Source organism: Marinospirillum perlucidum (assembly GCF_003336805.1).
Classification (GTDB): domain Bacteria; phylum Pseudomonadota; class Gammaproteobacteria; order Pseudomonadales; family Halomonadaceae; genus Marinospirillum; species Marinospirillum perlucidum.
The window spans coordinates 93,150-109,588 of the sequence record NZ_QFWJ01000011.1 but is presented as its reverse complement, the minus strand read 5'-3'; the positions used below and the strand labels follow the sequence as shown (position 1 = coordinate 109,588).

The window sequence follows — 16,439 nt, the reverse complement described above, 5'->3', positions numbered from 1 at the left end:
ATGATAAATCGCATACTTGCATCTTGGCTCATACTGGTTCGATCAATTTTCTTTCGAATTGATTCTCTCCTGATTTTTCTGACCATGATAGTAGTTGGTGCAAGTTTGCTAATGGTGATTCATTCAATTCGCTTTTCTGAAGTACAGCTGATTGAAAATATCAAAAGCATCTATCCTGAGGTCTATATCAATTCAAGGACCGAACCAGAGGTTATAGAGGCTGATTTTGAAAGACATTTGTTAGCGCTTAATGAAAGCTTACCAATTAGTGACCCTGCTGATACGAATAAGAAATTCTTAATGCCTGACCTGAATATTCGTTCGGCCAGTCCCTACTCATTAGCAGGTGGTATAACTCCACAGCAAAATGAGGTGTATGTTACCCCACCAATTTATCAGCGTATCTATGAACTTTTTGGTCAGTACAGAATTAGCTTGATGGGAAATAGAGGAGCTCCTCTGCATTTAGACGTAAATCTTTTACCTGTTGTAACCTCTGATCGCTGGATGGTTTTTCACCCGCAGACTGTTGAAGAACTCCGGGTTTTTGGCCGAGCAAGGATGCAGACCTGGGTTGCGGTTAATGTGAATTACCAGTCACCTGCTTGGGAGACCTTGCAAGCTGCCGATACAAACTTAAAAAGTTGGGTTGACTTGCTGCCCTTAAAGAACAGGTTGATCTTTTCACTGGTGCAGTACTTTTCAACCTATGCCGGTTTTTTTATCCTCATTGCAACGCTGACATTTCTTATTGTGTTTTCCAGGTCACTCGTTGATCAGATCAAACAATGGCTGGGATTTGTATCCTATTTTTCTGCATACTTTCATCTTGTCGCCTTGGTCGTTAGTTGTACCTTTGCTGTAAGCGCGGTAATTATTCTTGCTTTAGCTTTCCTCTTCTATCAGTTCCTATCTGGTGCTGTATTAAGCTATCTTTCCAGTGAGCTGCATCTTATGTGGGAGTCTAGTCATCCAAGTCTATCGATTATTTTTCTTGCACTGCTGAGCTGGCCGGTTATTTACCTAGTTATCTATACGAGATGGCGTAATAATGGGCGAGGGTTTTGGGAAAGATAATGATTATTTATTGCCGCTTGTTTTTATCTTATCTTCGCACCCATCCAGTGTTTTTGCTGGTAAAAGTTTTGGCTATAACTTCAGTTATACTTCTGATGGGCATGATGTTCAGTCTTCCTGAAATATTAAAAAATCAGGCCGGACCCGGTTCTTTATGGGCACCTGATCTTGCATTGGTTTTGAATGAAGACCAAAAATCCTTAGCACTAGAAAGGGCCGAGGTGTTAGGTATTGATCAAGTCATTCACGGGCGTCGCCTGCACCTTGATCACCAGGTGTTTCTGATCAATGGAGTTCCGAGCATACCTATTACTTTAAACCTTCATGAGCTTCAAGCTCCAGAGCTTCACTTGAAGGTTAGCCACTCATCGGGCGGTGTCTCCCAATGTCCTCTTATCGACCTTCAGGCAAGCCGTTCAAAGTGGGAGTTTGTTGTTTCCCACTGTAATCTGCAAGCTGAGGGCACTCGTGTTTTTGGCTATCAACCCTTGGTAACCGATCTCAGCAACAATGAGTGGTTAATAGAAGTGTTTGAGGAGGAACTATCCACTGAGCAAAGAGAGCAACTCTATAGTTTTCTTATCAGTGGGATGAATAGTTTTCTACCGCTAGCACACAGTGGTGTCGGTTTTGACCTTAGTGCTGCAACGGTTAAACCTCAGGGGACGTCAGATAACTACCTGCTAATGCAACGTGGCATTGAAGCTATTTATAGTGTTGCTTTTCCTTCACCTTTCAGTCAGCAGGTTATTTTGGATCGAAATACAAGCATTGACTTAGGTGGAAGCTTTAAAGATTTTCTGTCTGTCTCCCTGAGTAGTGACGAACCTACTCAGCTTGCACGTGAATGGACACTGCGACCTCTGCTGAACATCACTGCGACGACCTCTTTTCAACCAGAGTTTTGGTCAGGATTTGCGTGGGTAAACTCTATGCTTATGGATGAATTAAGCACTCTGGCTGATCAGGAAAATGCTACTCTTTCACATTATTTATATCTTTGGTTTTCAGGGAAAAGTCAGCATGATGAGTTTGTCAGTGGGTTGGAGGAAGAATTTTTTGACTTGTCTTGGCAAGGAAAAGAGCTCAATGGTTCTTTAGGTCATAACGCTCTATCTAAACTAGTCTACTACCCGGCTACCCTATTGTTTGTATTTGCTCTTCTATTAGTGAGTGCGATGGTATTTCGATTCCATGGTGCCAATCGTCAGAGCATTGCTTTTTTGCGTCTACAGGGCCTGAATGTTTCTTTGTACTTTCCTTTTTTTATTCTTGCCTTCCTTATTTCAGTGTTGCTTTGCCTGCTATTTTGGTCGATCTGGAATGAGTTTTATCAACTGGAATTATCCTGGTATCACTATCCAGTTGTGAGTTTGCCTTCATCTGCTTTGTTTACCTCCTTTTTTATTGTGGGGATGCTGATTATTCCAGTCATCGTTTTTGATCATTTGCTTTTAAGAAAAAGTATCAAATACTCTACTGATAGTGTGAACGATTATGTCTGACACCCTCTTTAAGCTTGAAGATGTCAATGTAGCCTTTGATGGGCACTCGCTGTATCAGCCTTCAGTCAATCTGGAGGTTGTGAGCAAAGAGAAGGTGCTGCTCTTTGGCGCTTCAGCTTCTGGAAAAACAGTGCTGTTTAAGGTCATCGCTGGTTTGCATGAGCACTCTGCAGGCCAGATCACCTGGCAGGGAAAAGCTATTCCCGGGGGACAGTCCAGACTTACAGCTAGAAACCAGCTGATGAGTATTGTACCTTCGACCTTTTCTTTTATAGAGGGGTTATCGGTGAAAGAAAATATTCTTTTGCCCGGCCACTTCTCAAGTGTTTCTAAAGACCAGATTGAACAGCGCTTTGAAGCCTTGCTAGAGCTGTTTGACTTTTCAGATTTTGATCCTGCCCTGCAAAAATTGTCCCTGAGTAATATTCTGGCTATGAAGAGTATTGCTGGTCTTTCTAACGGTCAAAAAGAAATTGTCGCCCTGGCTCGAGGCCTGCTGACACCAGCAAGAATCCTCATGGCTGACGAGTTGCTAAGGTCTTTTAATAGTGCAGCAGAACAGCAGGTCTGGAACAAACTGATTGCCTGGCTGAACCGGCATGAGCAGGCACTCTTTATGATTACTCATAAAGAACATTTAAAAAAGAGCCTGGCTGAAGGCAGTATCGACCGAATTTTATCAATCAATAGTGGCACCCTTGAAGCAGTCGTAGCGAGTCACGACTGAGCGGGTGGATCTCTTAAGGTGAGCCTATGTCTAGTTTTCAGTGCTTTGTTCGAGCTTCCTGGCTTTTAACCCTGGGCGTAATAATTCTTGTAAGTCTGCTTATGTCGGGTTGTAGTCTTTTTTCAGGCAGTGAATCTGAAGATGAAAACCAATTGAGTGAAAATAGCTATCCGGTGTTAGTTATTTTTAGCGAAGAGTTAGCGACCACCCTCGAGCGCTATGAAGATGATTTTCTTAGTCTTTTGAGCTATCAGAATTTGCACTACAGGTCAGAACTGGCTTTTACCCTTGAATCTGATATTTTAGATGCCTTTCAGGATAACCCCTGTTTCTTTGGTGTAAGGAACAACCGTGAGGGGATAGAGGTTTTAGGCGATACTTTTGTTGATTGCCGTTTAAATAATGGCGGTTACCGTACCCTTGCCTATTTGTATCTGAATGATCAGGGCCTGATCAATATCACCCTCATTGATCGTAATAAGAACCCACGGACAGGTTATTTCAAGCTCCCTTCGAAATCAGCATTGGTGGATGTGCTCGCTGGCGAGTTGGTTCTTTGGATGAATGAACAAGCACGTTTTGCAGACCTTAAAACCTGGTAGACAGCTAATGAAAAAACTCCTTGCAGCTAGTGTTATCTTTTCAAGCTTTATCTTCTCAGGTTGTGCTCAGAAGGGGCTTGATCTTTCCAGTGGTGAGCTGGGTAGTCTGGTTATGTTTGATCGTGAAAGCTTTCTGGCACGCCCAACTTCCATGGATCTTCAGCTTGATTTTGAGTCGCTTGGCGCTGAAGTCTTACTTAATACGCCTGCAGATGTGGTGCGTATTCGTTACGAGTTGCCCAGTGATATCCAGCGGGTGTATGTCCGTGAAGCAAACCATAGTACACATTCAGGTTGGGCCATTAACCGAGTAATGGTTAGAGGTGAGGATTTCTTTCATGATTCTGAGACAGGTGAGTTGTTTATTAATCTGGGAGCACCGCCACTCTATTTGATTTCCTCTAATTTTGCTTATGAGCTGAATTTTGTTATGACCCATGCTTCTGGTGATTTTACAACAGAGAAAAAAGTAGTGGTTTTTCACTGGAAACCGGTTGACGAGCTGGCTACAGAGTCATCTTCGGAGATGACAAAAGAACTTATTTATTTTGATAGCTTAGCTGCTGGTGCAGCCGTGATTGGCCGTGATTATGATGATTACACCAGCTACTCAACTTTTCGTGAGCTGTTTGCAGATAACTTAATTAACTCGCAGACTCTGCGCTTAGATGCCAGCCTTTGTACTGAGCTTTCAGGTGTTGTGGAGGATCTGAACCTTGGAGAAATTCCATGTTCAAGCAACTGATCTTAGCCACGCTGTTGATTCTTATAGGGCTTTCAGAAGTTCATTCAAAGCCCTATACACTTCCCTTGCCTGCTGAGGCAGTGGATTATGAAATGCTTGAAGAAAAGTTGGGTGACCGGGGTTTGGTATCGGAGCTTATAAATCATGACAATTTTATCAGTGAAACTGCAGCACTGGATTTATATGAAAGCTGGCAGATAGCACCTTCGACCACGACACAGGCAGACCAGTACACACGTTTGCGACAAGAGCGCCTGGAGTTGAATCGAGCCTTGGCAGAGTTGGCAACTCATGTTGAGCCCGAGGTATCCGGGGGTGTTGATGGTGTGATTGCAGCAATTCATCAGTCGTTGCAAAAACAAAATGCCCAGTTTTATCTTCCGGTGTATTTGGTTTCGATCACAAAGCTAAGCTTTGCCGAGGATGAGCTTCGGAGCCGGGCCGTTCAGATTCACCGAGCTCAGTTTGCTACTAAGCACTTTGGTCTTGAGCAGATCCTTAGTCAGCAATCTCTGACAAATGGTCATTTGTCATCTGATGTTACTCAATTATCTACTGTAGGTCGTCTGGAGCTAGCGAATACACTGGCTTCTTGTCAGGTGCGTAATGCAAACCAGGGGACGACGACCAGTGTTGAGATCACTCGGCACCGGTTCTATCCGTTTGATTCGGATGAACGCAGCCACGTGACTCGGAATTATGTTGATAACAAGGTTGACTTTCCAGATGTTGAAGTGGTCAATCTGACTCAGCCGCTAGAGGCTTTAGATCCGGCTTTGTACACAGATGCATGTGAGCCGGTACTGTCTCTGCTGACAGGAACAAATAATCTCGAGGATTTTAGTGAAGGCAGGGTCAGACTACAGCATTTGGTTGAGGAGATTACCGCTGAAAGCTCGCGACTAATTCGTTTAGCCAGGCAGGTTTACTCTAGTGAATACGGTGAAAACTGTGCCACCCTCGGTTGTATTTCAAACGCTCTGAATGTTCCTGTTGAAGCAGCTGATGATTGGCCCAAATACCTTGTGGTGAACACCCAGGCACGACATGACCGTATTCAGGCAGCCTTGCATCTGGCTTTAAGCTTCTATCTTCCTGAAGAAACCTTGACCTACTTGCAGACAGTCAGAACCTCGGTAGATGAGCAGGTAACGGCAACCAATTATACGGTCAATAATACTCAACAATTGGAACTGGCCCGTATTGCTGATATTCAGCTACAACCTTACTTGGGTGAGGGAGATACTGTAGGAGTCATTGCACGTTTAACCCTAATCGAGCCGTCCTCAGAGTTACCAAGCACCAGTGTTATTGTTGACGGTCATGAGTTGGTTTTCAGAGAAGTTTACTTAAATGATGAGCCAGCCTGGATTCTTGAGAATAATGTTTCCAGAGCCCTGCTGGATCAATTTCTATCTGATAATACGCAGCATATCCGCTCTATGCTTCCTAGCAGTTGTTCGCCACATTCAAGATTTGCAACCTGTTTAAACGCGGATGGTTTGGAGTGGTTTGTCCATTGGTTGAATACTAAAACCGGACAGCAAATCTCGTTGCCGGAGTGCGCTGCTTGGGAGGATTTTCTTCTTGAGAAAACTTCTACCCAGGAGTGCTCTGCTACTGAGGGTAATATTCAGGGATTGTGTGGTGGTGTTAGAGATGCCTGTGCATCAGAGTTTTATGGTATTCGATCCATCGGGGATTGCGATGGCTGTGACCCCAGGCAGGGGACTAGTGACTCGCAAAGGTATTATCCTCATGTACAAAATGGAATCAGGTTGCAGCTAAAATAATACTGGCAGGTGATTTATGAAAAATATCAAACTTGTGTTGGCATTAAGTGGCTACTTGCTGCTGACTGGCTGCCTTGAGACTGAAGAGGAAGCTTTTTATGAGGCAGAAGCCAGCCCTGCGGTGAAAATTACACAAGAAAATATCGCAGCAGTTGTTGCAGCAGCAGTTGTTGATCCTTACTTTAAGTTTTCAGGCTATTATGATACTTATAATTTTTTAGGTGATCCAAGTGATTATCCTTCTTATAATGATTTTGATTGTAACCATTCAGGTTTGGTGACTACTTATTATAATCGAGTTTATAGATCTTCATACCAGCAGGGCTACTCGGTTTTATTTGACTTTCTGTCCTGCTCTCAAAATGATGCGAGTGAGTCCTATGACGGAAATATTCGTTACACTTATACACTAGAAGAGTTTGTTGATGGTTCTTCGGCTCAGACCCGCACTCTTGATTTTCAGGATTTCACTATTAAACGCTATGGCAATTCCACACAAATCAAGGCCCGATTAAATCGAGTCTATGATTCCCAAGCTTATCGTACGGTTACTGTAACAAGTGATTTAGCCTCAATTGTAACGGGACCGGCCTTTGAACGTTGGATTGATGTCTCAGTTGTTACTGATGAATCGGGCGGAAGCTACCAACAAACAAGGTCTTATGTCGTTGACCATTCCGAGCTTTTGGGTTCATTTTCGGTCAGCACCTTGTCGCCTTTATCGTCTGCTGACACCCTTTATTCAATGTGGGATACCGAACTGCCGAACAACGGTGAGTTGAAGCTTCAGGGGGCTCAGGGCAGTTACGTGTATCTAACCTTCAGTACGGGTGGTATTGCCGATATTTCACTTTATTCTCAAAGCTCTCCGGTTTGCACAGCTAGAGTGAATTTTACTGAAATTCAATCCAAGGAGTGGCAGTGTTTGTAAAGAGCTTCAGGCAAGTGGTCGACTGATTACCGTTAGCGAATGGATTGTAGGTTGACCCTGGCTTGCCAGACTTTTTATCAAGCATTGGGTTGCTGGTGTAACTCCTTCAATTTATTACTGCAAACTGAAAAGCGATTAATGATCGTTTAAATACTTAGTAACGGGCCTTTGCCAAGGAAGATTTTACGGGTTCAACATCCTGATGCAGGTGTCTGGGTCGCCCAGATCCGCTGACCAGCGCCTGGCTCCCAGGCGATAAAGCTGGTGCGCGCGCAATGGGTGGCCTTCGGGCAGGGCCGGGTGTTCAAAGTCTTCCACATACTCCATGCCTAGTCGTTGCATCACGGCCAGCGAGGGCTGGTTACTTTTTGCCGTGAAGGAAAGAATTTCATCCAGGCAAAGCACTTCAAATCCCAGCTTCAGTGAGGCACGAGCAGCTTCGGTGGCATAGCCCTGTCCCCAATACTGCCTGGCCAGTCTCCAGCCCACCTCGATGCAGGGAGCGAAGGCCAGGGCATCGGTGGGGGCATGCAGGCCGGTAAAACCGATAAATTCGCCGGTGGCTTTGAGCTCCACCGCCCAAAAGCCCCAGCCCAGCTGGCGAATCAATTCCTCACAGAGATCGGCAATGCCATCACTTTCTTCGCGCTCGAAGCAGCGGGGAAAATAGCGCATCACCTCGGGGTCGGCATTCATGGCCGCAAAGGCTTCACGATCGTCAGGTTGCCATTGGCGCAGTAGCAGACGGGGTGTTTCCGGTTGATAGAGCCTAACCATGGGTGGGTGTTCTCCACAAAATGAAAAAAGTACTTGGCTCTTCTTGCAAATCCTAGCATTGATTGCTTGAAGCCAGGGGATGCAGCACCCGGTGAGCCTGTTCGATCACAGCCTGACGCAGCTGACTCAAAGGTGGACTCTCTGTTTGCCAGTAATGCCAGTAGAGGGGGATATCCATTTTTTCCGGGCTGGAGACATCAATCAGTTGCCCGCTTTTTAGTTGATCCGCAACCTGGATTTCCGGAATCATGCCATAACCCAGTCCCTGTAAGGCCATGGCCACAAACCCCTCGGATGAAGGGCATCCCTGTGGGCGCTGGGGCGCCGGCAGCTGCAGTTTTTCCAAAAAACGGTGTTGCAGGCGGTCATCCTGATTAAAGATCAGACAGGGGGCTTCCACCAGTTTTTCCGGAAGGGTGCGCGTCTGGTATCGATCCACAAAAGCCGGGCTGGCCAGGGCTCGGTAGCGCAGTACCCCCAGTGGGCTGACCGCCCCCCCGTTTACTGCTTGGGCATCCGAACAGATACAGGCCATGACCTCCCCCTTGCGCATCCTATCCAGCCCCACGGCCTGATCCTCGACAACCAGATCAAAATCCATTTGCTGACTAAGGGGGCTGCTGGCCAGTGCCGGAATCAACCAGGTAGCCAGGGAGTCAGCGTTGACGGCCATGCGGATTTTCAATGGCTCGAGAGGGTTGCTTTCCAGTAGCCCCAGTTCCAGCTGTTTGACCTGTTGCAGGTGATTGCTCAAACGCCGGCCCAAAGCCGTTGCCCGCGGGGGTGAGCTTCTGAGAATCACTGGCTGGCCCAGGCGCTCTTCCAGTTGGCGTATGCGCTGGCTGATTGCTGATTGGGTCAAATGCAATCTTTGCGCAGCCTTTTCAAAGCCACCGCTTTCTATCACGGCGGCCAGGGCTTCCAGGAGTCGGTAATCCAGCATGCTCTCACATCCAAGTTATTAGCAAAGCTAATCTAGCATAAAAATTATTCGTTGGATTAATGAATGCCTAGTCTTTAGCTTAGCCTTCCATTATTTGGATCAGGGAGTGCTGGATGCTGATTTCGTTTTTTACCGGTCTGGGCGTGGCCCTGGGTTTGATCGTCGCTATAGGGGCTCAGAATGCTTGGGTTTTGAACAAGAGTATGCGTGGGGAGCATCCCTGGGTGCTGGCCGTGGTCTGTTCCAGTTTGGATGCCATCCTGGTGAGCCTGGGGGTTTTCAGCATGGAGGCCATCCAGGCGTGGATGCCTGCTCTGGTGCCTATCATGACCTTTCTGGGTATTGCACTTTTGCTGTATCTGGCGATCCAGGCTTTTTGGCGTGCCTGGCAGGGCTCAGCCGGTCTGGTCGCTGAAACCAGTGGAGCCTCGGTTTCGGCCTGGCATCTGGCCTTGCAGGCATTGATGATTTCTCTGCTGAATCCTCATGTCTATCTGGATACTGTGGTGCTGATCGGCAGTGTGGGAGCTCGTCAGGAATCAGCGGTCTGGTTTGTGGTCGGTGCCGGTCTTGCTTCGGCTCTGTGGTTTTCAGCCCTGACCTTTTTGGGTCGCTATCTGGGGCCCAGATTACAATCAGTTCGTGCCTGGCGGATCTTTGATACGCTGATTGGAAGTATTATGCTGCTAGTGGCCGCTTCCTTGCTGCCTGCCATCTAACCAAAGAGGTTTCCCATGTCACCCTTAGAACCCCAAGCCAAGGAAACACCGCGCTGTGGTTGGTGTGCGGGGGTACCTGAATTTCTTGATTATCATGATTATGAATGGGGTTACCCTGTTGCCGATGATCGCCGCCTGTTTGAGAAAATCTGTCTGGAAAGTTTTCAGGCCGGTTTGAGTTGGCGCACCATCCTTAATAAGCGTGATAATTTCAGGGCAGCCCTGGCTCATTTTGATTTCTACCAGCTGGCGAACTTCCAGCCGCAGGATATCGAGGCCTTGCTGCAGAATTCGGGAATCGTCAGGCATCGGGGCAAGCTGGAGGCCGTGATCAATAATGCCGGGCGAGCCTGCGAGCTGGTAGAGGAAGTTGGTTCCCTGGCTGCTTTTTTCTGGCAGTTTGAGCCGGAGGCGGGTCAACTACCCGAACCCCAGACACAGACGATGTCTCCAGCGTCCCATGCCTTGTCCAAAGCCCTGAAGAAAAGAGGCTGGAAGTTTGTGGGGCCAACCACCGTCTATGCCTTTATGCAGGCCATGGGCTTGATCAACGACCATGCGACCTCTTGCGCCTTTCGGGAAAAAGCTGAAGCCGCTCGCCGGGCTTTTGTGCGTCCCTGTTAGAAGGCTTGCGCTGGTCGGCTTCCATCGCGCGTGTTAGCATTGATTACCTTTTCTTTTCAGCAGGAGCTACGCCAATGATTTCAACACTCTGAACCCCTTTTCTTTTTTTGGTGTTACAGAGGTGTTATCTATGGCGACTTGCTGCCTTGCGGCAAGGGATTTAACCCTTGCTTTTGATCCCCATCCCCCCGTTTTTACTGATTTGAATCTGCATCTCGGCTCCGAACCTGTGGCTTTGGTCGGCCCCAATGGTGCGGGTAAAAGCTTGTTGGCACTATGCCTGACTGGTCTGCTAGAGCCTACGCAAGGGCAAATTGAACGCCACCTACCTGTGGCTTACCTGGCCCAGCAGGCTGCTGAAATCCCCGCTCATATAAGCCTGGCTGCTTTCCTGAAGGTAGAGGCTCCACTTAAGGCTTTGGACCGATTGCTTGGTGGTCAGGGAAGTGAAGAGGATCTACTGATCCTGAATGAACGCTGGACTCTGGCGGAAGAGTTGGCGAGCGAATTTATCCGTTTTGGTTTGCAGCCAGAACGCTGGTTTCATCCTTTTAATTCCTTGAGTGGAGGTGAGAAAACCCGCTTGCAGCTGATGCAGTTAGCCAGGGACCGCACGAGTTATCTGATACTTGATGAGCCCAGCAATCATTTGGATGCCGAAGGTCGGCGTTGGTTAGCTCAGTGGTTGAAGGAATATTCGCCAGGCTGCCTGGTCGTTACGCATGATCAGGACTTGTTGCAGGAATTTGATTTATTGCTGGAATTGCGCAATGGATCTTTGGAGGCTTTTGGCCAGGGTTTTGATGGTTACCAAAAGACTCGCCAGCAACGTCTGAACAAAGCCCAGCGGGACAAAAACCAGGCTGAAATCCTGTTGAAAAAAGAACGCAGCCAGCTCCAACAGGAAAAAGAACGGCACCAACAGCGTGCTGCGCGTGGTCGTCAGCAGGCATTACGCAGGGATCAACCCAAAATTTTACTGGATGCTCGAAAAGAAAAGAGTGAAGCAGCAGGCGGGCGCATAGTACAAAAGCACCAAACGGTAATGCAGCATCAAAAACACCGCCGCGAAGAAGCTGCCCGGCTACTGCAGCAGGAGCAAAACCTGGCGCTGCCGATCACCCGGCCTGAACCGATTTCAGGATGTCTTGTCAGGCTGGAAGCACTGCATCTGCCCAGAGGAAAGCAGCAAAGGCCCCTGGATTGGCAGATTAAAGCTGGCGAGCGCTGGTGGTTAAAAGGAGCCAATGGCAGCGGTAAATCGACCTTGATGGCCGTCTTGGCGGGTCAGTTACAGCCTGCAAGTGGAACGCTTGAAGTTCGTGCTAGTACAAGATTGCTTGACCAGCATTTGAGTTTACTGGACCAAGAGGCGTCAGCAGTGGCAAATTTCCAACACTTGAATCCAGGTTGGCAACCCGCAGCCTACCGTGATCAATTGGCGCATCTAGGTATCCGGGGTGAAAAGGCGTTAAAGCCTTGTGTTCAACTGAGTGGCGGAGAACAGTTAAAAGTAGCTCTGGCTGCCTGTTTGCTGGGGCCAGTCACAGCCCCGCTTTTGCTTTTGGATGAACCCGATAATCATTTGGACCTGGACAGCCAGAAGCTGCTGGCTGGCGCTCTTTCCAGCTATACGGGTAGTTTGATCGTGGTAAGTCATAGCCGTTTCTTTGCAGGGCATTTGCGCTGTGACCAGAATAAATATCTGGATGTTGGGGATCTTTTGCTGCACTAGTCTTAATGATTAAGGCGCTTGTAACCGGCTTTTTCATGTTTGATCTGACTCAGTTTTTGCTGGGGTTTTTATCAACCGGTAGACCGGAAGCTGATGAAAGCTGGGCAGTTTTTTGAAATCTGGTATAGGATGCTAGAACAAGGTTGAATAAGGAGAGGGGTTATGCGTTTGCAAGACAAGAATCTTCTGGTGACGGGTGGGGCCAGTGGTATCGGTCTGGCATCAGTGGAGCGTTGCCTGCAAGAAGGCGCGAATCTGGTCATAGCCGATCTGGCCTCCAGTGAAGGTGAGAAGCGGGCTCAGGAACTGGATGGCAAGTATAGCGGCCGGTGTTTGTTTATTCCCGTGGATGTCACCTCGACCGAGCAGGTGGATGCTCTGCTGGCTAAGATGCAAAGCGAGTTGGGCAGTGTCGATGGGGTGTTCAACAATGCCGGTATAGGTAATCTGGCACCTTCCACCGAGGTGGAGGATGAGGATTTCCAGAAGGTGATTGATATCAATCTGACCGGGGTTTTTCGTGTGGCCCGCGCCGCCCTGCGTTTTATGCAAAAACAGGGCAGTGGCAGCATCGTCAACTGTGCTTCTATTCTGGGGGTCTTCGGCCAGTCGCAAACAGCAGCCTATACCGCGGCCAAGGCAGGGGTAGTGAATATGACACGTACCCTGGCGCTGGAGTATGCGCAGCAGGGCGTCCGGGTGAATTCCATCGGGCCGGGATATATCGATACCCCGCTTCTGGAAGCCCTGGATGATGACATGCGCCAGTTCCTGATCAACCTGCATCCGATGAAGCGCCTGGGGCGGCCTGAAGAAATCGCCAATGCCTTTCTGTTTCTAGTCAGTGATGAAGCCAGTTTTGTCACTGGAGCCAATTTGCTGGTTGATGGCGGTTTTACAGCGGGTAAATCCTGATCGTACAATATCTCCTCGTGAAAAGAGGCAGCTTTAGGGCTGCCTTTTTATTTTGATTCTTGGAGCCGGTGGCAGTGCTGCCCTTGAATCTCTAAGCTGTAGCAAAAACTAACAAAAACCCTGACTAAGGAGTTGTAATGTATAACCAGGCCGACTCGGGTTTGTTCAAGGGCATGAACCCCCTGATGACCAAGGTTTCCATCCTGATGATCGTGGTCACCGTTATCATGGGGAGTTTTTACACCGAAGTCAGTGCGGCAGGTATCTTTGCTTTGCGGGAGTGGTTGAACCCTTTTCTGGAGTGGTACTACGTTCTGCTGGTGGCCTTTCTGCTGTTTTTCATGATCTGGCTGGGAACCGGGCGTTATAAAAATGTTCGCTTGGGTGGGGATGCCGAGCTTCCTGAATTTACTTTCTTCTCTTGGGTCAGCATGCTCTTTGCTGCCGGTACCGGCGTGGGTATTCTGTTCTGGTCGGTGGCCCAGCCGATCATGCAGTTTCAGGATAATCCCTTTGTGATGCCGGGAACGACTGAGGGGGATGCTGCCGTGGTAGCCATGCGCCTTTCCTTCTTTCACTGGGGGATTAACGGCTGGGCAATCTTCTCCTTCGTTGCCCTGACCATGGCTTATTTTGCTTTCCGCCATGATCTGCCCCTGACAGTGCGCTCTTCCTTATATCCGGTTCTGGGTGAAAAGGTACGTGGTCCTCTGGGCGATCTGATCGATCTGTTGGCTGTTTTTGGTACCGTCTTTGGTATTGCCACCACCCTGGGGCTGGGGGTGCAACAGATGAATGCCGGGCTGAGTAAAGTCTTCGGACTGGCCAATTCACCTGAGCTACAGCTGACAGTCATTGCCATCATCATGTTTATTGCTACGGCTTCGGTGGTCTCCGGTGTTTCCCGGGGGGTGAGGCTCCTCTCGGAGATGAACTTCTGGCTGAGTATTGCCGCGGTTTCTTTCATGTTGCTGCTGGGGCCTACTCAGTATCTGATCGGTGTGACCATCGAAGCGACCGGTGACTATATTCAGAACCTTCTGCGTTTGACTTTTCATACCAATGTGACGCACGGCAGTAGCTGGCAGGCTGATTGGACGGTCTTCTTCTGGGGTTGGTGGCTGGCCTGGTCACCTTTCGTGGGGATGTTTATTGCCCGGATTTCCCGTGGCCGCACCTTCCGTGAATTTGTTATGGGGGTGCTGTTGGTTCCCACCGGGATCACCATTATCTGGATCGGTCTTTTTGGCGGGACGGCACTCTATCAGGAACTCTTTGGTCCGGGAGGGGTAACTCAAGCCGTTGACCGGGATGTATCCACGGCGCTTTTCGTAACTGTGGAAGGCATGGATCTGGGGCAGCTCACGCCGGTGGTTTCCACCCTTTTGATTGTTCTGATCGGCACCTACCTGATTACTTCGGCCAACGCCGGTACGCTGGTGATTAACACCATTCTCTCCGGTGGCGATGCTGATCCCCCCTCGTTGCATCGGGTTCTTTGGGGGATTTTCCTGGCGCTGCTCACGGCCGTGCTCTTGCTCGCCGGTGGTCTGGATACGCTGCAATCGGCGGTTATTACCGCAGCCATGCCTTTTTCGGTGATCGTCGTGGGTATGGTGATCGGTCTGATGCGTGCGCTGGCCGGTGAGCGCTTTGCAGCCCGTGCCGGTGGCAAGACTACCGCACCAGCCGAGCCCTGGGCTGTGGCTGATGCCGAGGAGGCTGAAGAGGAAGATGTCGAGAGTGAGAATCAGGAAGAAATCGAGACTAAACAGTGATTTTTTCGTGAAAAAGTCTCTTGAAGAGTATATTTTAATGGTTCTAGCTATTAAGTCAGGAGACTTTTATGGAGATGATTGAAACGCTGATCAAAAGCATCAACGGAGTCGTTTGGGGCCCGGTGATGCTGGTTTTGATCCTGGGTGTCGGTCTGTTTCTTTCCATTGGCCTGAAGCTGATGCCGGTTCTCAAGCTGGGTGAAGGTTTCCGGCTGCTGTGGAAGGGCAAGCAGGTTGATGACAAAGAAAACCAGGGTGAAATCCCCCCTTTCCAGGCTCTGATGACGGCTCTGTCTGCCACTGTGGGTACGGGTAATATTGCCGGGGTGGCAACGGCTATTTTCCTGGGCGGTCCGGGTGCACTCTTCTGGATGTGGATTACTGCCCTGGTGGGCATGGCCACCAAATTTGCCGAGGCGGTCCTGGCCGTGAATTACCGTGAAAAAGATGCTCAGGGTAATCACGTTGGCGGGCCCATGTACTACATCAAGAATGGCCTGGGTCCCAAATGGGCCTGGCTGGGTACGCTTTTTGCCATTTTTGGCGGGGTTGCCGCTTTTGGCATTGGCAATACCGTGCAGTCCAATTCCGTAGCCGATGTTCTGCAAGCTAATTTTGATCTGCCCGTTGCCGTGACCGGCCTGATTATCATGGTCCTGGTAGGCCTGGTACTGATCGGCGGTATCCGTCGTATCGGGCGGGTTGCTGCGGCTCTGGTTCCCCTGATGGCGGTTTCCTATTTGGTGGCCGGGCTGGTAGTTCTGGCCCTCAACGCGGCTGCAATTCCTTCGGCGCTGGTTATGATTGTGGAATATGCCTTTACCCCTGTTGCTGCTCAGGGTGGTTTTGCCGGTGCGGCTGTCTGGGCAGCGATTCGCTTTGGTGTGGCCCGGGGTATCTTCTCCAATGAAGCCGGTCTGGGTTCTGCTCCCATTGCCCATGCTGCTGCACAAACCAATAATGCCGTGCGCCAGGGCTTGATTGCCATGCTGGGGACTTTTATCGATACCCTGATTATCTGTTCTATTACTGGTCTGGTGATTATTACCAGCGGTGTCTGGACCAGTGGTGAATCCGGCGCTGCCCTGACCAGTGCGGCCTTTGGCGCCATCCTGCCTTCAGTGGGTAACTACCTGGTAGCCATTGCCCTAGCGGTGTTTGCCTTCACTACCATCCTGGGTTGGTCTTTCTACGGCGAGCGTTGCGCCGAGTATCTGTTTGGCATCAAAGCCATCATGCCTTACCGCGTGCTGTGGATACTGGCGATTCCCTTGGGGGCTATGGTCAACCTCGACTTTATCTGGCTGGTGGCCGATACCCTGAATGCCATGATGGCTCTGCCCAACCTGGTTGCTCTGGCGCTTCTCAGCCCTGTAGTGTTTAAACTGAGTCGCGAATACTTCGCCACTCATAAAATCTAAGCTGGCTTGTTTTGTGGTTGCGGGGTTGCTAATATTGACCCCGTAACCCTTTCCAAGGAATTCTTGATGCATGTAATCCCAACTCAGCAGGTTCTGCCGCTTCGCTAATCAGCTGTAGCTGCCCGAGTGAAACCTGCCCGTGGAAGT

15 protein-coding genes are annotated in these 16,439 nt (G+C 49.1%); 13 read left to right on the top strand and 2 right to left on the bottom strand.

Annotated features, from left to right (window positions below; all coding sequences use genetic code 11):
- The 7 genes from DFK18_RS12820 to DFK18_RS12790 are packed head-to-tail and all read left to right on the top strand — an operon-like array spanning position 1 to position 7,380.
- The gene (locus tag DFK18_RS12820; RefSeq protein WP_114418671.1) at positions 1–1,077 is read left to right on the top strand and encodes a hypothetical protein; all 1,077 of its coding nucleotides are present in this window, start codon (positions 1–3) and stop codon (positions 1,075–1,077) included.
- The gene (locus tag DFK18_RS12815; protein WP_114418670.1) at positions 1,077–2,582 is read left to right on the top strand and encodes a hypothetical protein; all 1,506 of its coding nucleotides are present in this window, start codon (positions 1,077–1,079) and stop codon (positions 2,580–2,582) included. Before DFK18_RS12820 ends, DFK18_RS12815 begins: the two co-directional genes overlap by 1 nt.
- The gene (locus tag DFK18_RS12810) at positions 2,575–3,309 is read left to right on the top strand and encodes an ATP-binding cassette domain-containing protein (RefSeq protein WP_114418669.1); all 735 of its coding nucleotides are present in this window, start codon (positions 2,575–2,577) and stop codon (positions 3,307–3,309) included. The genes DFK18_RS12815 and DFK18_RS12810 overlap by 8 nt, the downstream gene beginning before the upstream one ends.
- A gap of 26 nt (positions 3,310–3,335) precedes the next feature.
- Positions 3,336–3,911 (top strand): hypothetical protein, encoded by a 576-nt coding sequence (locus tag DFK18_RS12805; protein WP_114418668.1) that lies wholly within the window; start codon positions 3,336–3,338, stop codon positions 3,909–3,911.
- Between the two features lie 7 nt (positions 3,912–3,918).
- Positions 3,919–4,656: a hypothetical protein gene (locus tag DFK18_RS12800; RefSeq protein WP_114418667.1), complete on the top strand. Its 738-nt coding sequence runs from the start codon at positions 3,919–3,921 to the stop codon at positions 4,654–4,656.
- On the top strand, positions 4,641–6,449 hold the full coding sequence (locus DFK18_RS12795; protein ID WP_114418666.1) for a hypothetical protein: 1,809 nt from the start codon (positions 4,641–4,643) through the stop codon (positions 6,447–6,449). Before DFK18_RS12800 ends, DFK18_RS12795 begins: the two co-directional genes overlap by 16 nt.
- A 16-nt stretch (positions 6,450–6,465) precedes the next feature.
- Positions 6,466–7,380 carry a hypothetical protein gene (locus DFK18_RS12790; protein ID WP_114418665.1) on the top strand — a complete coding sequence of 305 codons (915 nt, stop codon included), beginning with the start codon at positions 6,466–6,468 and terminating at the stop codon, positions 7,378–7,380.
- A 183-nt stretch (positions 7,381–7,563) separates the two neighbouring features.
- On the opposite strand, the gene DFK18_RS12785 is transcribed toward DFK18_RS12790, so the two are convergent.
- Both DFK18_RS12785 and DFK18_RS12780 read right to left on the bottom strand, forming a co-directional pair.
- On the bottom strand, positions 7,564–8,157 hold the full coding sequence (locus tag DFK18_RS12785) for a GNAT family N-acetyltransferase (RefSeq protein WP_114418664.1): 594 nt from the start codon (positions 8,155–8,157) through the stop codon (positions 7,564–7,566).
- Positions 8,158–8,209: 52 nt separating this feature from the next.
- Positions 8,210–9,100 (bottom strand): LysR family transcriptional regulator ArgP, encoded by an 891-nt coding sequence (locus DFK18_RS12780; protein WP_114418663.1) that lies wholly within the window; start codon positions 9,098–9,100, stop codon positions 8,210–8,212.
- Between the two features lie 113 nt (positions 9,101–9,213).
- On the opposite strand from DFK18_RS12780, the gene DFK18_RS12775 reads away from it, so the two are divergent.
- The 6 genes from DFK18_RS12775 to DFK18_RS12750 all read left to right on the top strand — a co-directional run bounded on the left by DFK18_RS12775 (position 9,214) and on the right by DFK18_RS12750 (position 16,292).
- Positions 9,214–9,819 (top strand): LysE/ArgO family amino acid transporter, encoded by a 606-nt coding sequence (locus DFK18_RS12775; RefSeq protein WP_218563962.1) that lies wholly within the window; start codon positions 9,214–9,216, stop codon positions 9,817–9,819.
- A 15-nt stretch (positions 9,820–9,834) separates the two neighbouring features.
- On the top strand, positions 9,835–10,443 hold the full coding sequence (locus tag DFK18_RS12770) for a DNA-3-methyladenine glycosylase I (protein ID WP_114418662.1): 609 nt from the start codon (positions 9,835–9,837) through the stop codon (positions 10,441–10,443).
- A gap of 130 nt (positions 10,444–10,573) precedes the next feature.
- A complete protein-coding gene (locus DFK18_RS12765; RefSeq protein ID WP_114418661.1) occupies positions 10,574–12,178 on the top strand; it encodes an ATP-binding cassette domain-containing protein in 1,605 nt (534 codons plus the stop codon).
- A gap of 162 nt (positions 12,179–12,340) precedes the next feature.
- Entirely contained in the window at positions 12,341–13,093 is a 753-nt protein-coding gene (locus DFK18_RS12760) for an SDR family NAD(P)-dependent oxidoreductase (RefSeq protein ID WP_114418660.1), read from the top strand.
- A 137-nt stretch (positions 13,094–13,230) separates the two neighbouring features.
- The gene (locus DFK18_RS12755; RefSeq protein ID WP_114418659.1) at positions 13,231–14,871 is read left to right on the top strand and encodes a BCCT family transporter; all 1,641 of its coding nucleotides are present in this window, start codon (positions 13,231–13,233) and stop codon (positions 14,869–14,871) included.
- A 68-nt stretch (positions 14,872–14,939) separates the two neighbouring features.
- A complete protein-coding gene (locus DFK18_RS12750) occupies positions 14,940–16,292 on the top strand; it encodes an alanine/glycine:cation symporter family protein (protein WP_114418658.1) in 1,353 nt (450 codons plus the stop codon).
- The last annotated feature ends 147 nt before the right edge of the window (positions 16,293–16,439 follow it).

Coding starts and splice junctions, on each gene's coding strand:
- DFK18_RS12820 (WP_114418671.1), top strand. CDS start 1: ATGATAAATCGCATACTTGCATCTTGGCTCATACTGGTTCGATCAATT.
- DFK18_RS12815 (WP_114418670.1), top strand. CDS start 1,077: ATGATTATTTATTGCCGCTTGTTTTTATCTTATCTTCGCACCCATCCA.
- DFK18_RS12810 (WP_114418669.1), top strand. CDS start 2,575: ATGTCTGACACCCTCTTTAAGCTTGAAGATGTCAATGTAGCCTTTGAT.
- DFK18_RS12805 (WP_114418668.1), top strand. CDS start 3,336: ATGTCTAGTTTTCAGTGCTTTGTTCGAGCTTCCTGGCTTTTAACCCTG.
- DFK18_RS12800 (WP_114418667.1), top strand. CDS start 3,919: ATGAAAAAACTCCTTGCAGCTAGTGTTATCTTTTCAAGCTTTATCTTC.
- DFK18_RS12795 (WP_114418666.1), top strand. CDS start 4,641: ATGTTCAAGCAACTGATCTTAGCCACGCTGTTGATTCTTATAGGGCTT.
- DFK18_RS12790 (WP_114418665.1), top strand. CDS start 6,466: ATGAAAAATATCAAACTTGTGTTGGCATTAAGTGGCTACTTGCTGCTG.
- DFK18_RS12785 (WP_114418664.1), bottom strand. CDS start 8,157: ATGGTTAGGCTCTATCAACCGGAAACACCCCGTCTGCTACTGCGCCAA.
- DFK18_RS12780 (WP_114418663.1), bottom strand. CDS start 9,100: ATGCTGGATTACCGACTCCTGGAAGCCCTGGCCGCCGTGATAGAAAGC.
- DFK18_RS12775 (WP_218563962.1), top strand. CDS start 9,214: ATGCTGATTTCGTTTTTTACCGGTCTGGGCGTGGCCCTGGGTTTGATC.
- DFK18_RS12770 (WP_114418662.1), top strand. CDS start 9,835: ATGTCACCCTTAGAACCCCAAGCCAAGGAAACACCGCGCTGTGGTTGG.
- DFK18_RS12765 (WP_114418661.1), top strand. CDS start 10,574: ATGGCGACTTGCTGCCTTGCGGCAAGGGATTTAACCCTTGCTTTTGAT.
- DFK18_RS12760 (WP_114418660.1), top strand. CDS start 12,341: ATGCGTTTGCAAGACAAGAATCTTCTGGTGACGGGTGGGGCCAGTGGT.
- DFK18_RS12755 (WP_114418659.1), top strand. CDS start 13,231: ATGTATAACCAGGCCGACTCGGGTTTGTTCAAGGGCATGAACCCCCTG.
- DFK18_RS12750 (WP_114418658.1), top strand. CDS start 14,940: ATGGAGATGATTGAAACGCTGATCAAAAGCATCAACGGAGTCGTTTGG.